We start from the raw sequence: 16,480 nt of genomic DNA on the forward strand, positions 1-16,480 counted from the left end.
ATTTCCCGTAAGCCGATTTCAGGCAGGAACCCCATGATGGACGCCTTCGAACTTCCCCGCACCCTGGTCCAGTCCCTTCAACGTCGCGCCGCGCAGACCCCGGACCAGGTCGCCTTGCGCTTCCTCGCCGAATCCGCCGAGCACAGCGTTGTGCTCAGTTATCGCGACCTCGACCAGCGCGCCCGCACCATCGCCGCTGCCTTGCAGGCCAATGCCGAGCTGGGCGATCGTGCGGTGCTGTTGTTCCCCAGCGGCCCGGACTACGTCGCGGCGTTCTTTGGTTGCCTGTACGCGGGGGTGATCGCGGTGCCGGCTTATCCGCCGGAGTCCACCCGGCGCCATCATCAAGAGCGTCTGCTGTCGATCATCGGCGATGCCGAGCCGCGCCTGTTGCTGACCATCGCCAGTCTCGCCGATGGCCTGGCGCAGATCGAAAATGCACCGCCGGTATTAAGCGTCGATAGCCTGGAAGGTGTCGGCAATTGGGTCGGCCCTGACCTGCACCCGGACGATATCGCCTTCCTGCAATACACCTCCGGCTCCACTGCGCTGCCCAAGGGCGTGCAAGTCAGCCACGGCAACCTGGTGGCCAACGAAGTGCTGATCCGGCGCGGTTTCGGCATCGACCTCAACCCCGACGACGTGATCGTCAGCTGGCTGCCGCTGTACCACGACATGGGCCTGATCGGCGGCCTGTTGCAACCGATCTTCAGTGGCGTACCGTGCGTGCTGATGTCGCCGGCCTACTTTCTCGGCCGGCCGTTACGCTGGCTGGAAGCGATCAGCGAATACGGCGGAACCATCAGTGGCGGGCCGGATTTCGCCTATCGCCTGTGCAGTGAGCGGGTCAGTGAATCGGCCCTGGACCGCCTGGACCTGAGCAAATGGCGCGTGGCCTATTCCGGGTCCGAACCGATCCGCCTCGACACGCTGGAACGCTTCGCCGAAAAGTTCGCCACCTGTGGTTTCACCCCGAACAATTTCTTCGCCTCCTACGGCCTGGCCGAGGCGACCCTGTTCGTCGCCGGCGGTAGCCGTGGCCATGGCATTCCCGCGCTGCGCGTCGACGAACAGGCCCTGGCCGCCAACCGTGCCGAGCCAGGGCAGGGCAGTGCGATCATGAGTTGCGGCACCAGCCAACCCGAACACGCGGTGCTGATCGCCGATCCGCACAGCCTCACCGAACTGCCCGATAACCACGTCGGCGAACTCTGGGCCAGCGGGCCGAGTATCGCCCACGGCTACTGGCGCAACCCCGAGGCCACCGCCAAGACCTTCGTGCAACATGCCGGCCGTACCTGGCTGCGCACCGGCGACCTGGGTTTTATCCGTGACGGCGAGGTGTACATCACCGGCCGCCTCAAGGACCTGCTGATCGTGCGCGGCCACAACCTGTACCCGCAGGACATCGAGCAGACCGTCGAGCGCGAAGTGGAAGTGGTACGCAAAGGCCGGGTCGCCGCGTTCGCGGTGAATGATCAGGGCCTGGAAGGCATCGGCATTGCCGCCGAAATCAGCCGCAGCGTGCAGAAGATCCTGCCGCCCGATGCGCTGATCAAGGCGATCCGCCAGGCCGTCGCCGAGGCCTATCAAGAGGCGCCGAGCGTGGTGGTGTTACTCAATCCCGGTGCCTTGCCGAAGACTTCCAGCGGCAAGGTGCAACGCGCGGCGTGTGCGCTTCGTCACAGGGACGGCAGCCTCGACAGCTATGCGCAGTTCCCCGATCTGCAAGCGCAGGTGAGCACCGGAGCGCTGGAGTCCGACCTGCAAAACCAGATCGCCGCGATCTGGTGCGAACAGTTGCAGGTCGCGACCGTTGCGGCCGATGACCACTTCTTCCTGCTCGGCGGCAACTCCATCACTGCCACCCAAGTGGTCGCGCGCCTGCGTGAAACCCTCGGCCTGGAGTTGAGCCTGCGCCTGCTGTTCGAAGCGCCGACCCTGCAAGGCTTTGCCGCGACTGTCGCGCAATTGCAGCAGGATGGCGGCGTCGCCCAAGGTGTAATCCACAAGCTGTCCCGTCAGGAGGAACTGCCCCAATCCCTGGCACAGAACCGCCTGTGGATCACCTGGCAACTGGAGCCGCACAGCAGCGCCTACACCATCCCCGGTGCCCTGCGCCTGCGCGGCGAGTTGGACGAAGACGCGGTGCGCGCCAGCTTCCAGCAGTTGATCCAGCGCCACGAAGCCCTGCGTACGCGCTTCTATGAGCGCGACGGCCAGGCTTTCCAGCGTGTCGACGCCAAAGCGGATTTCGAACTGCAAGTCATCGACCTCAGCGACCTGCCCGTTGCCGAGCGCGAAGCCCGTGCGCAACAGATCCGCGAAGACGAAGCGCGCACCCAGTTCGACCTGGAAAAAGGCCCGCTGCTGTGGGTGACCCTGGTGCGCCTCGACGATGAAGATCACCAACTGCTGGTGACCCTGCACCACATCATCGCCGACGGCTGGTCGCTCAACATTTTGATCGACGAATTCTCGCGCCTCTACGCCGCCGCCGCCCAAGGCCAGACCCTGGAACTGCCGCCCCTGGCCCTGCAATACGCCGACTACGGCAGTTGGCAGCGCCAATGGCTGGCCGAAGGTGAAGGCCAGCGCCAACTGGCGTACTGGAAAGCGCAATTGGGTGAAGAGCATCCCACCCTCAGCCTGGCGACCGACCACCCGCGCTCGGTACACCACTGTCACAGTGCCTCACGCCACACCGTGCGGCTTGGCGCCAGCCTCAGCAAAGCGATTCGCCACGCCGCCCAGGCCAACGAGTCCACCCCATTCATGCTGCTGTTGGCGGCATTCCAAAGCCTGCTGCATCGCTACAGCGGCCAGCGCGATATCCGCATCGGCGTGCCCAACGCCAACCGCCCGCGCCAGGAAACCCAAGGCCTGGTCGGCTTCTTCATCAACACCCTCGTGTTGCGTGCCGAGCTAGATGGGCGCCTGCCGTTCAACGAGCTATTGGCCGCGACACGCCAAACGGCATTGGGCGCCCAAGCCCATCAGGACCTGCCCTTCGAGCAACTGTTGGAAGCTTTCCCGCAAGCCCGCGAACAGGGCCTGTTCCAAGTCATGTTCAACCACCAGCAACGCGACCTCAGCGCCTTGCGTCGCCTGCCGGGCATACTCGCCGACGAGCTGCCGTGGCATAGCCGCGAAGCCAAGTTCGACCTGCAATTGCACACCGAAGAAGACCGCAACGGACGCCTGAGCCTGTCGTTCGACTACGCCGATGAACTGTTCGAAAACGCGACCATCCAGCGCCTGGCCGAGCACTACATCAACCTGCTGCATGCCGTCTGCGAACAGCCCCGGCAAGCCATCGGCGACCTCATGCTGATGCAGCACGACGAACAGGCGCCATACAGCCAAGCCCCTTGCGCGCCCGCCCAACAGTGGCTGCCCGATCTGCTCAACCAGCAGACCTCGGACAGCACCGCGCTGGTCTGGGACGGCGGCAGCCTGACCTTCGCCCAATTGCACACCCAGGCCAACCGCCTGGCCCACTACCTGCGCGATAAAGGCGTGGGTCCGGACGTGTGCGTGGCCATCGCCGCCGAGCGTTCGCCGCAACTGCTGATCGGCCTGCTGGCGATCATCAAGGCCGGTGGCGCCTACGTCCCCCTGGACCCGGACTACCCCGCCGAACGCCTGGCCTACATGCTCAAGGACAGCGGCGTCCACCTGCTGCTGACCCAGACTGCATTGCTGGAGCGGGTGCCGAGCGCTGACGGCGTGTGCGTGATTGCGATGGACAGCCTGCACCTCGACAGCTGGCCCACCCAGCCGCCCGGCCTGCACCTGCACGGCGATAACCTCGCCTACGTGATCTACACCTCCGGTTCCACCGGTCAGCCCAAGGGTGTGGGCAATACCCATGCGGCGCTGGCCGAGCGCTTGCAGTGGATGCAGGCCACTTATCAACTCGACGCCACCGATGTACTGATGCAAAAGGCGCCGATCAGTTTCGACGTGTCAGTGTGGGAATGCTTCTGGCCGCTGATCAGCGGTTGCCGCCTGGTGCTGGCCGGCCCCGGTGAGCATCGCGATCCGCATCGCATCGCGCAGTTGGTGCAGGAGCATGGCGTGACCACGCTGCACTTTGTGCCGCCGCTGTTGCAGCTGTTTATCGATGAGCCGCAGGTGGCCGAATGCACCAGCCTGCGCCGCCTGTTCTCCGGTGGCGAAGCCTTGCCTGCCGAGCTGCGTAATCGCGTGCTGGCGCAGTTGCCGGCGGTGCAATTGCACAACCGCTATGGCCCGACCGAAACCGCGATCAACGTGACCCACTGGCACTGCCGCGCCGAGGATGGCGAGCGCTCGCCGATTGGCCGTCCGCTGGGCAATGTGATCTGCCGCGTGCTGGACGAGCAGCTCAACCCGGTGCCGCTGGGCGTGCCGGGTGAGCTGTGCATCGGCGGGATTGGCCTGGCGCGGGGTTACCTCGGTCGCCCTGGGTTGACCGCTGAACGCTTTGTTGCCGACCACCAAGGCACACGCCTGTATCGCACCGGCGACCGTGCCCGGTGGAACGCCGACGGTGTGCTCGAGTACTTTGGCCGTCTCGATCAGCAGGTCAAGCTGCGCGGCTTCCGCGTGGAACCGGAGGAAATCGAAGCGCGCCTGCTCGCCCTGGAAGGCATCGCCCAGGCCGTGGTGCTGGTGCGTGACGCCCAGTTGCTCGGTTACTACACCGCCCATGCCGAACTGGACGAACAGCAGGTCAGGACCGCCCTGGCCGCCGAACTGCCGGAGTACATGGTGCCCGCGCTGTTGATGCGCCTGGACGCCATGCCGTTGAGCCCCAGTGGCAAGTTGGACCGCCGCGCATTGCCGGAGCCGGTGTGGCAAACCCGTGAGCACGTCGAACCCGAAACGCCGTTGCAACAGCAGATCGCTGCAATCTGGCGCGAGGTCCTCGGGCTGCCGACAATCGGCCTGCATGATGACTTCTTCGCCCTGGGCGGTCACTCCCTGCTGGCTACGCAAATCATCTCCCGCACCCGCCAGGCCTGTGATGTCGAGCTGCCGTTGCGCACCTTGTTCGAAGCCAGCGAGTTGGGCGCTTTCGCCGAACAGATCGGGCTGATCCAGGCCTCGGGCCAACGCAACCAACAAACCGCCATCGCCAAGGTCGACCGTAGCCGGCCGGTGCCGTTGTCCTATTCCCAGCAGCGCATGTGGTTCCTCTGGCAGATGGAACCGGACAGCCCGGCCTACAACGTCGGTGGCATGGCGCGCCTGCGTGGCGTGCTGGATGTCGGGCGTTTCGAGGCGGCGTTGCAAGCGCTGATCATGCGTCACGAAACCCTGCGCACCACCTTCCCGAGCGTCGACGGTGTGGCCTGTCAGAAGGTCTCGGCACAGACCGGCTTGCGCATGGACTGGCAGGACTTCTCCGCGCTGGCCGAACCCGAACGCCAGCAACGCTTGCAGCAACTGGCCGATCACGAGGCGCATACGCCGTTCAACCTGGAAACCGGGCCGTTGCTGCGCGCCTGCCTGGTCAAGGCCGCCGAGCGTGAGCATTACCTGGTGCTGACCCTGCACCATATCGTCACCGAAGGCTGGGCCATGGACATCTTTGCCCGTGAACTCAGCGCGTTGTACGAAGCCTTTCTCGACGAACGCCTGTCGCCACTGGCGCCGTTGCCGGTGCAATACCTGGACTACAGCGTGTGGCAGCGCCAGTGGATGGAAGCGGGTGAACGTCAGCGCCAGTTGGATTACTGGACTCGGCAACTGGGCACCGAACATCCGCTGCTCGAACTGCCTGGCGACCGCCCACGCCCACCGGTGCAAAGCCATCGGGGCGAGTTGTACCGCTTCGATTTGAGCGATGACCTCGCCGCCCGCGTGCGTGCCTTCAACGCCGAACACGGCCTGACCCTGTTCATGACCATGACCGCCACCCTGGCCGTGTTGCTCTACCGCTACAGCGGCCAGACCGACCTGCGCATCGGTGCGCCCGTGGCCAACCGTATTCGCCCGGAAAGCGAAGGGCTGATCGGCGCGTTCCTCAATACCCAGGTGCTGCGTTGCCAGCTCAACGGGCAGATGAACGTGGCTGAGCTGTTCGAACAGGTGCGCCACACCGTGATCGAAGGCCAGTCCCATCAGGACTTGCCCTTCGACCACTTGGTGGAAGCCCTGCAACCGCCGCGCAGCGCGGCCTACAACCCGCTGTTCCAGGTGATGTGCAACGTGCAGCGCTGGGAATTCCAGCAGAGCCGCCAACTGGCTGGCATGACCGTCGAGTACCTGGCCAACGATGCCCGCGCGACCAAGTTCGACCTCAACCTGGAAGTCACCGACCTCGACCATCGCCTGGGTTGCTGCCTGACCTACAGCACCGATTTGTTTGATGAGCCACGCATCGCCCGCATGGCCGAGCATTGGCGCAACCTGTTGGAAGCGTTGATCGCCAATCCCGAGCAGCGTCTGAGCGAATTGCCGTTGCTCAGTGCTACGGAACAGCGCGCGCTACAGGACAGCCTGGGCGTCGAAGCCGGTGAACATCGCCTTGATCAGTGCATTCACACGCTGTTCAGCCAGCAGGCGAAAGCCCGTGGCGATGCGCCCGCGCTGACCTTCGCCGGCGTTACCCTCAGCTACCGCGAACTGGACGCCCGCGCCAATCGCCTGGCCTGGATGCTGCGCGAGCGTGGCGTCGGCCCGCAGGTGCGGGTCGGCCTGGCGTTGCCGCGTTCGCTGGAAATGGTCATCGGCCTGCTGGCGATCCTCAAGGCCGGCGGCGCCTACGTGCCGCTGGACCCGGAATACCCGCTGGACCGCCTGCACTACATGATCGAAGACAGCGGCATCGGCCTGCTGCTCAGCGATGCGGCGATGTTCGAAGCCCTTGGCGAATTGCCGGCGAGCGTGGCGTGCTGGTGCCTGGAAGATGATTTGCCGGTACTCGCCAACTACCCGACCGATGAGCTGCCGTTTATCAGCCTGCCGCAACACCAGGCGTACTTGATCTACACCTCCGGCTCCACCGGCAAGCCCAAGGGCGTGGTGGTGGCCCACGGTGAAATTGCCATGCATTGCGCGGCGGTGATCGAGCGGTTTGGCATGCGCCCGGACGATTGCGAGCTGCACTTCTATTCGATCAACTTTGACGCCGCCACTGAGCGCCTGCTGGTGCCGTTGCTCAGCGGTGCGCAGGTGGTGTTGCGTGCCCAGGGCCAGTGGGATGCCGAGGCAATCTGCGGATTGATCCGCACCCATGGCATCAACATCCTGGGCTTCACCCCGAGCTACGGCAGCCAGTTGGCGCAGTGGTTGGCGACTCAGCAGCAGACCTTGCCGGTGCGCATGTGCATCACCGGCGGCGAAGCCCTGACCGGCGAACACTTGCAGCGCATTCGCGCGGCGTTCCAGCCGCAGGTGTTCTTCAACGCCTATGGCCCGACTGAAACCGTGGTGATGCCGCTGGCCAGCCTTGCACCGGAGCAGTTGGAGGAGGGCGCCGCCAGCGTGCCGATCGGCAGCATCATCGGCGACCGTGTGGCGTACATTCTCGATGCCGACCTGGCCCTGGTGCCGCAAGGGGCGACCGGCGAGTTGTATGTCGGTGGTGCGGGCCTGGCGCGGGGTTATCACGAGCGTCCGGGCATGACCGCCGAACGGTTCGTGGCCGATCCCTTTGCGCGTAACGGCGGGCGCCTTTACCGCACCGGCGACCTGGTGCGCCAACGCGCCGATGGCCTGGTGGAGTACCTGGGACGGATCGACCATCAGGTGAAGGTTCGCGGTTTCCGTATCGAATTGGGCGAAATCGAAACCCGCCTGCTGGAGCACGAGTCCGTGCGTGAAGCAGTGGTGCTGGCGCTGGATTCGCCGAGTGGCAAACAGCTGGTGGCTTACCTGGTCAGCGATGTCGAGCACCACGCATTGCGCGATGCGCTCAAGGCGCACCTCAAGGCGCAACTGCCGGACTACATGGTGCCCGCGCACCTGATCGTGCTTGACAGCATGCCGTTGACCGCCAACGGCAAACTCGACCGTCGTGCGTTACCGCAGCCGGATCCCGAGGCGAATCGCCAGACCTATGTTGCGCCACGCAACGAGCTTGAACAGACGTTGGCAGCGATCTGGTGCGCCGTGCTGAATGTGCAGCAAGTCGGCCTGGACGATAACTTCTTTGAACTGGGCGGTGATTCGATCCTGTCGATCCAGGTGGTCAGCCGTGCGCGGCAGGCCGGGATTCATTTCAGCCCTCGCGACCTGTTCCAGCACCAGACCGTGCAAACCCTGGCCGCCGTTGCCACGCGCTCCGAGCTCATCTGCGCCGAGCAAGGCGTGCTCACCGGCCGCTCGGGCCTTACCCCGATCCAGCACTGGTTCTTCGACACCGAGATCCCGAACCGTCAACACTGGAACCAGGCGCTGGTCCTCAAACCCTTGCAACTGCTGGACCCTCATCGCCTGGAGCAAGCACTGCTGGCGGTGCTGGAACACCACGATGCGCTGCGCCTGAGCTTTTCCCAGCGCGATGCACAGTGGCACGCCGAGCATCTGGCCGTGCCGGAAGGTGGCGTGCTGATGCAGGCGCAAGTGCGTGATATGGCGCAGTGCACCGCGCTGTTCACCGACACCCAGCGCAGCCTCGACCTGCAACGCGGCCCGCTGCTGCGCGCCTTGCTGGTGGACGGCCCCCAAGGGCAACAACGCCTGCTGATCGCGATCCATCACCTGGTGGTGGATGGCGTGTCCTGGCGCATCCTGCTCGAAGACCTGCAAACGGTCTACCGCCAACTGAGCGACGGCCGCTCCGTCAGCCTGCCGGCCAAGACCAGCGCGCTGCGTGACTGGTCTGCGCGTTTGCAGGCGTATGCCGGCAACGAATCCCTGCGCGAAGAATTGAGCCTCTGGCAGGCCCGATTGGCCGGACCGGAAGTGGGGTTGCCGGTGACTCGCCCGCACGGTTCACGGCGCAATCGCGATGCCGACACCGTCAGTGTGCGCCTGGATGCCGAGCACACCCGCCAGTTGCTGCAACAGGCCCCGAGCGCCTACCGCACCCAGGTCAACGACCTGTTGCTGACCGCCCTGGCCCGTGTGCTGTGTCGTTGGACTGGTCATGCTTCGGCACTGATCCAACTGGAAGGCCACGGCCGTGAAACCCTGTTCGATGATATCGACCTGACCCGCAGCGTCGGCTGGTTCACCAGCGCCTACCCGCTGCGCCTGACCCCGCACGCCGGGCAGGGCGATTCGATCAAGGCGATCAAGGAACAACTGCGCGGCGTGCCGCATAAGGGCCTGGGTTATGGCGTGTTGCGCTACCTGGCCGATGATCTGTGCAAACACAGCGTGGCTGCCTTGCCCGGCGCGCAGATCACCTTCAACTACCTGGGGCAGTTCGACCAGAGCTTCGGCGCCGATGCGCTGTTCCACCCGCTGGACGAGTCCGCCGGCCTGGCCCATGACCCGGACGCGCCGCTGCCCAACGAGTTGAGCGTCGACAGCCAGGTGTACGGCGGTGAACTGGTGCTGCGCTGGACCTTCAGCCGCCAACGCCATGATCAACGGAGCATCCGTGAACTGGCAGATGCCTATCTCGCTGAGCTGCAAAGCTTGGTCGCGCATTGCCTGCAGGACGACGCCGGTGGCCTCACGCCGTCCGACTTCCCGCTGGCGCACCTGACCCAGGCGCAGCTCGACAGCTTGCCGGTGCCCGCCAGCGTCATCGAAGACGTCTACCCGCTGACGCCGATGCAAGAAGGCCTGTTGCTGCATACCCTGCTGGAGCCGGGCACCGGCCTCTACTACATGCAGGACCGCTACCGCATCAACAGCGCCCTCGACCCCGAGCGTTTCGCCCAGGCCTGGCAGGCGGTGATCGCTCGCCACGAAGCCCTGCGTGCGTCGTTCTGCTGGAACATCGGCGAAGACATGCTGCAAGTGATCCACACACCGGGCAGCACGCCGATTGAGTACCTGGACTGGAGCAACGACCCGGAAAGCGAACAGGAACCGCGCCTGCAAGCACTGCTCAAGCAGGAGCGCGAGGCCGGTTTCGATCTGCTCAACCAGGCGCCCTTCCACCTGCGGCTGATCCGCGTCGGCGCCGAGCGCTACTGGTTCATGATGAGCAACCACCACATCCTCATCGATGCGTGGTGCCGTTCGTTGCTGATGAATGATTTCTTCGAAATCTACATGGCCCTGGGCGAAAGCTGCGCCCCGCAACTGGCCACGCCGCCGCGTTATCGCGATTACATCGCCTGGCTGCAACGCCAGAACCTGAGCGAAGCACGCCAGTGGTGGCAGCGGAACCTGCAAGGCTTCGAGCGCACCACACCAATCCCGAGTGACCGGCCGTTCCTGCGTGACCACGCCGGCCACGGTGGCATGGTGGTGGGCGACTGTTACACCCGCCTCGACGCTCGCGACGGTGCACAATTGCGTGAGCTGGCCCAGGCTCACCAACTGACGGTCAATACCTTCGCCCAGGCAGCGTGGGCGCTGGTATTGCGCCGTTTAAGTGGCGACCGTGACGTGCTGTTTGGCGTCACCGTGGCCGGGCGCCCGGTAGAGATGCCCGAGATGCAACGCACCGTTGGCCTGTTCATCAACAGCATCGCGCTGCGGGTGAAGCTGCCCGAGGACGACCAGCGTTGCAGCGTGCGCCAGTGGCTGAGCGGTTTGCTCGACAGCAATATGCAACTGCGCGAGTACGAATACCTCCCGCTGGTGACGATCCAGGAACTCAGCGAACTGCCCAAGGGCCAGCCGCTGTTCGACAGCCTGTTCGTGTTCGAAAACGCCCCGGTGGAAGTCTCGGTGCTGGACCGTGCGCAAAGCCTGAATGCCACCTCGGACTCCGGCCGCACCCACACCAACTTCCCGCTGACCGCCGTGTGCTATCCGGGGGATGACCTGGGGCTGCACCTGTCCTATGACCAGCGCTACTTCGACGAAACCACCGTGCAAGGCATGCTCGGTGAGTTCAAGCGCCTGCTGCTGGCGCTGGTGCAGGGCTTCCATGGCGACATGGCGGACTTGCCGCTGATTGGCGAGCAGGAGCGTGAGTTCCTGGTAGACGGTTGTAACCAGAGCGAGCACGCCTACCCGCTTGAGCGCAGCTATATCGAGTTATTCGAAGAACAGGTGGCCGCGCATCCGCAGCGCATCGCCGCCAGTTGCCTCGACCTGCAATGGACTTATGAAGAGCTGAACCGGCGCAGTAACGGACTGGGTCATGCGCTGATTGAAGCCGGCGTGGGCCTGGATCAACCGGTGGCGTTGCTGGCCGAACGTAACCTTGACCTGCTGGGCATGATCATCGGCAGCTTCAAGGCCGGTGCTGGCTACCTGCCGCTGGACCCCGGCCTGCCGAGCCAGCGTCTGCGCAGCATCATCGACCTGAGCCGCACGCCGCTGCTGGTGTGCACCGAGGTGTGCCGCGAGCAGGCCATCGAGTTGCTGGACGGCTTCGACTGCCAACTGTTGGTGTGGGAAGAGATACCGGCACGTGGCGAAAACCCGGGGATCTGCAGTGGCCCGGACAACCTCGCCTACGTCATCTACACCTCGGGCTCCACCGGCTTGCCCAAGGGCGTGATGGTGGAGCAGCGCGGCATGCTCAATAACCAGTTGAGCAAGGTGCCGTACCTGGCCTTGAGTGACGCGGATGTGATCGCGCAGACCGCGTCGCAGAGCTTCGATATTTCCGTGTGGCAGTTCCTTGCCGCGCCGCTGTTTGGCGCACGGGTGGATATCGTGCCGAACACTATCGCGCATGATCCCCAAGGTCTGCTGGAACACGTTCAGACCCAAGGAATCACCGTGCTGGAAAGCGTGCCATCACTGATCCAGGGCATGCTGGCTCAGGACCGTATAGGGTTGGACGGCCTACGCTGGATGCTGCCAACCGGCGAAGCGATGCCACCGGAGCTGGCGCACCAGTGGTTGCTGCGTTATCCAGAGATTGGTTTGGTGAACGCCTATGGCCCGGCGGAATGTTCGGACGATGTGGCCTTCTACCGTGTCGACCTGGCGTCGACCCGTGGCACTTACCTGCCGATTGGTACACCGACCGACAACAACCGTTTGTACCTGTTGGATGGTGCGCTGGAGCTGGTGCCCCAGGGTGCTGTGGGTGAGTTGTGCGTCGCCGGCACCGGCGTAGGTCGCGGTTACGTCAGTGACCCGCTGCGCACCGCCCCGGTGTTTGTGCCGAACCCGTTCGGTGCGCCGGGCGAGCGCCTGTACCGCACCGGCGACCTGGCGCGCCGTCGCAGTGACGGCGTGCTGGAGTACGTCGGGCGTGTCGACCATCAAGTGAAGATTCGCGGCTATCGCATCGAATTGGGTGAAATCGAAGCGCGCCTGCACGAACAGCCGGAAGTGCGCGACGCGGCGGTGGGCGTGCAGGAGGGCGTCAACGGCAAGCACCTGGTTGGCTACCTGGTGGCGGCGGATGCAGTGCTTAACCCAGGCGAACGCCTGGACCGCATCAAGCAACGCCTGCGCGCCGAACTGCCGGAATACATGGTGCCGCTGCACTGGCTGTGGCTTGACCGCCTGCCGCTCAACGCCAACGGCAAACTCGATCGCAAGGCCCTGCCGGCCCTGGAGATCGGCCAGTTGCACAGCCAGGACTACCTGGCGCCGCGCAACGAACTGGAAACCACCTTGGCTGATATCTGGGCCGAAGTACTGAAAGTCGAGCGGGTAGGGGTAGAGGACAACTTCTTCGAACTGGGCGGGCATTCGTTGCTGGCGACGCAGATTGCCTCGCGGGTGCAGAAGACCTTGCAGCGGGATGTGCCGCTGCGGGCGATGTTCGAGTGCAGCACGGTGGCGGAGTTGGCTGAGTATATCGAGGAGTTGGCGGCGAATGAGATCAGTGCCGAGAAGGTGGATCGGTTGAGTGATTTGATGGCGGAGTTGGAGGGGCTTTAATTTTCGCTGTCAGTCAGGGCCTCATCGGGGGCAAGCCCCACTCCCACATTAGAAATGCGCTCGAAATGTGGGAGGGGGCTTGCCCCCGATGGCGTCAGTCAAGGCGCCGCCTATTTCGGCCCAAGAATCTTCACCAGCTTCTCCGGTGACGGCGCCCCTTGCTGCTGCTGCAACCCGCCCTTGTCATCCAGATAGAAAATCGCCGGCGTCGCCGACAGCTCCAGCTCATCCATCAACTTCATATTCCCATCAAGCTTGGCCTCGATATCCGCTGGAATCTTGGCCAGCGCCTGCAACTTGCTGCCTTTACCGGCGGCCTCATGTTCTTCCAACGCTTTCTGCGGGTCTTTGGCGGCAAACAGCGCGGCCGATTTGCCTGGGCTGTCTTCGCGGATAATACCGACCATGATGTGGCGCAACTGCACCTTGCCGGCCTTCACCCAGGGGCGGGCCTGTTCCCAGAACATGTTGCAGTAGGGGCAGTTGGGGTCGCTGAACAGGTAGACGATGCGCGGCGCCTTGACGTCGCCGTCCTGGATCCAGCTGCTTTTTTCCATCTTGGCCCAGACTTCCTTGGCCATCGGTGCGTACACCAGTTTTTCCAGGGGGGCGCTGCTCAGATCGTTGCCCTGGGCGTCGTACAGGTTGCCGGCGATCACGCTTTTGCCGTCGGCGGTCAGGTACAGGGCCATGCCACGGTTCTGGTAGCGGGCGGCGTAGCCGGTGAGGCCGCTGGGGGCGTCGAATTTGCCGAGGATTTTGGCGCCCTTGGCTTCAATCTGTTTGACCGGTGCCGGCCAGTCTTCGGCCTGGGCCAGGGTGGCCGCGAGCGTCAGCGGCAGCAGGGTCAGCAGGTGGCGGAGGCTTGGCATGTCGGTTTCCTTTGAGGGGCGGTGTCGAAGGGTTCCATGGCGCGGGCCAGGCTGGCCTGGGACAATTCGCCGAGGTGGCTGTTGAGCAGGCGGCCATCGGCGCTATAGAACAATGTGGTGGGCAGGGCCATGGAACCCACGGCCTGGCCGAGGCGGCCACTGGCGTCGAACAGCACGTTGTCGAGGGTCAGGCCTTGGGTCGCAAGAAAGGTACTGACGCTCTGCATGCTTTCGGCCTGGTTGACGAACAGGAAGGTCACGTCAGGCCGTTGGTGTTGGGCGCGTTCCAGCACCGGCATTTCTCGGCGGCACGGTGGGCACCAGGTGGCCCACAGGTTGATCACCAACGGGCCGCCCTTGTAGTCGGCCAGTTGCACCACCTCGCCACTGGCATTGCGCAGAGTGATCTGCGGCAGTTGCGAGCCCTTGTCGTACAGGCTCAGGGACAGGCTGGTCATGCCCCAGAACACCAGGCCGGTGATCACCCCGGCACTCAGCGGCTTGCGCAGGGCCGGGCGCCGCCAGCCATAGGCCAGTGCACCAAGGACCAGGGCGATCACGCCGGGCCAGGCGAGGAAGCCGCCGTCGCGCAGGTCGACCATCTGCACCCAGTCGTTGCGGTAGTCGCTCCAGTACATCAGCACAAAGCTGACGCGGGCAGCGAGCATGCCCAGCAGGAACAGGCTGAACAGCACTGATTCCGGGTTTTCACCACCACGCTTGGCCACACGCCAGCCCACCAGGGTGGCGAGAATCAGCGCACTGATCAGCAGGATGTGATTCAGGGCGATGGCGAAGGTGCCGATGGTCAGGGTCAGCATCAGAGTGCATCTCGGGTTTGCGTCCAGCGTTGCAGGAAAGCGGCGGCATCCACTTCGCCGGTGATGCGTTGGGCGCGGCGCTCTTCACCGTCCGGGCCGATCCACACGAAGCTCGGTGGGCCAGGGACTTTGTAGCGACCGAGCAGCGCGCGGCTGGCGGCGTTGTCGGCGGTGACGTCCAGGCGCAGCAGGCGTACGTCTTTGAGCGCCTGCATGACGTCGGGTTTGCCGAACACCTGTTTTTCCATGATCTTGCACGACACGCACCAGTCGGCGTAATAGTCGACCAACACCCATTGGCCTTGGGCCTTGGCGCTGTCGAGCTGGCTTTGCAGCACGGCCGGGTCGCTGATGGTCATGAAGGCGTCGTGGGCGGATGCCGCGCCGGCGCCTCGTGAGCCGCTGTAGACCTTCAACGGTTGCCACAGGTCGTCGCTGCCGCCGGCTGCGCCCACCACCAGCACCGCGCCCCACAGGCCCAGTACCAGGGAGCCCGCGCCAAATACCTTGGCGGCCAGGCCGTATTCGCGGGCCAGGGTCCAGCCACAGTAGGCCATGACCAGCGCGAGTACGCCCCACAGGCCGATCCACAGGTTTTCGCCGACCACCGGGCGAATCATCAGCACGGCGGTGCCGAGGAACAGGAAGCCGAAGATGCCCTTGAGCACGTTCATCCAGGTGCCTGGCTTGGGCAGGAAGCGGTTGCCCACGGTCACCAGCAGCAACAGCGGAATGCCGATGCCGATGCCCATGGCGAACAGGATCAGGCCACCGTGCAGCGCATTGCCACTCTGGGCGATGTACAGCAGGGCGCCGGCCAGGGGCGCAGTCATGCACGGGCCTACCAACAGGCCGGACAGTGCACCGAGTATCCCTGCCCCCACCAGGCTGCCGCCGCTTTGCTGGCGGCTGACGTTGTCCAGGCGGTCGCGCAGGAACGCCGGCAATTGCAGTTCAAAGAAGCCGAACATCGGCAAGGCGAGGATCACGAACAGCGCAGCAAAGCTGCCGAGGATCCATGGGGTTTGCAGGAGCGCGGCGAGGTTGGCGCCAAGCAAGGCAGCCAATACGCCGAGCGCGGCATACACCAGCGCCATGCACACCACATAGCTGCTGGCCAGGGCAAACCCGCGACGCGGGCTGGCACCACTGCCCACCACCAGGCCGGCGAGAATCGGCAGCATCGGCAATGAACACGGTGCAAAGGCCAACAGCAGTCCCAAGCCAAAGAATATCAACAGGCTCCAACCCAGGCTGCGTTGTTGCAAACCGCTGGCCAGGCTCTGGTCCTGGGCTTGTGCGGTGGCGGCGACGGCCGGGTTGCCACCCAGGTCCACGGTGATCGACTGCGGCGGGTAGCACAGACCCGCATCCGCACAGCCCTGCCAGCCCAGCTTGACCTGGCCGGTGGCGCCGGCGGGAATCTTCACTTCCAGGCCTTGGCGATAGACCTCCTGGTCGCCGAAGAACTCATCGCTGTGATCCTCGCCTTTGGGCAGCACGGGTTTTTCGGCCAGGCCATCGAACTTCATGCGCTGCTTGTACAGGTAGTAACCGTCGGCAATCTGCCAATACAGCTGCATCTCGCCACTTTCAAGACGTTCGGAGGTAAAGGTGAAGGCCTTGCCCACCGGGAGGAAATCGGGTTTGGTCTCAAACGGGTTGCCCGGCGCGGCCTGGGCCAGCCCCGCGAACAACACCAGCAGAAAGGTAAACAGATGCCGCATGGTCAAGCCTTAGTTCGATGCAAGTAGGCACACAATGTGTGGCGTTGATTAACCGATGATTAACCACGGCTATTCTAGATTGAGTGTGGGGTGATTAGCGGCATAATCTGCGCTTAATCCGCTGCCCCTTTAATCTCCCCATCTTTCA

The 16,480-nt window shown here is 64.3% G+C and carries 4 protein-coding genes; 1 reads left to right on the forward strand and 3 read right to left on the reverse strand.

What is annotated here, in order from left to right; genetic code table 11:
* Positions 1 to 33: 33 nt before the first annotated feature.
* The gene (locus BM026_RS17440) at positions 34 to 12,912 is read left to right on the forward strand and encodes a non-ribosomal peptide synthetase (protein WP_093529536.1); all 12,879 of its coding nucleotides are present in this window, start codon (positions 34 to 36) and stop codon (positions 12,910 to 12,912) included.
* Positions 12,913 to 13,022: 110 nt separating this feature from the next.
* Here the strand turns inward: BM026_RS17440 and dsbG are convergent, their stop codons facing one another.
* From dsbG to dsbD, 3 genes are read right to left on the reverse strand one after another with little or no spacing between them, the layout of a single operon-like run.
* Positions 13,023 to 13,784, reverse strand: coding sequence for a thiol:disulfide interchange protein DsbG (gene dsbG / locus BM026_RS17445; RefSeq protein WP_093529538.1), 762 nt, complete (start codon positions 13,782 to 13,784; stop codon positions 13,023 to 13,025).
* On the reverse strand, positions 13,760 to 14,605 hold the full coding sequence (locus tag BM026_RS17450) for a TlpA disulfide reductase family protein (RefSeq protein WP_093513990.1): 846 nt from the start codon (positions 14,603 to 14,605) through the stop codon (positions 13,760 to 13,762). The genes dsbG and BM026_RS17450 overlap by 25 nt, the downstream gene beginning before the upstream one ends.
* Positions 14,605 to 16,332, reverse strand: coding sequence for a protein-disulfide reductase DsbD (dsbD, locus tag BM026_RS17455; RefSeq protein ID WP_093529540.1), 1,728 nt, complete (start codon positions 16,330 to 16,332; stop codon positions 14,605 to 14,607). Before dsbD ends, BM026_RS17450 begins: the two co-directional genes overlap by 1 nt.
* Positions 16,333 to 16,480 lie beyond the last annotated feature (148 nt).

Source organism: Pseudomonas sp. NFPP24 (genome assembly GCF_900112095.1).
Classification (GTDB): domain Bacteria; phylum Pseudomonadota; class Gammaproteobacteria; order Pseudomonadales; family Pseudomonadaceae; genus Aquipseudomonas; species Aquipseudomonas extremorientalis.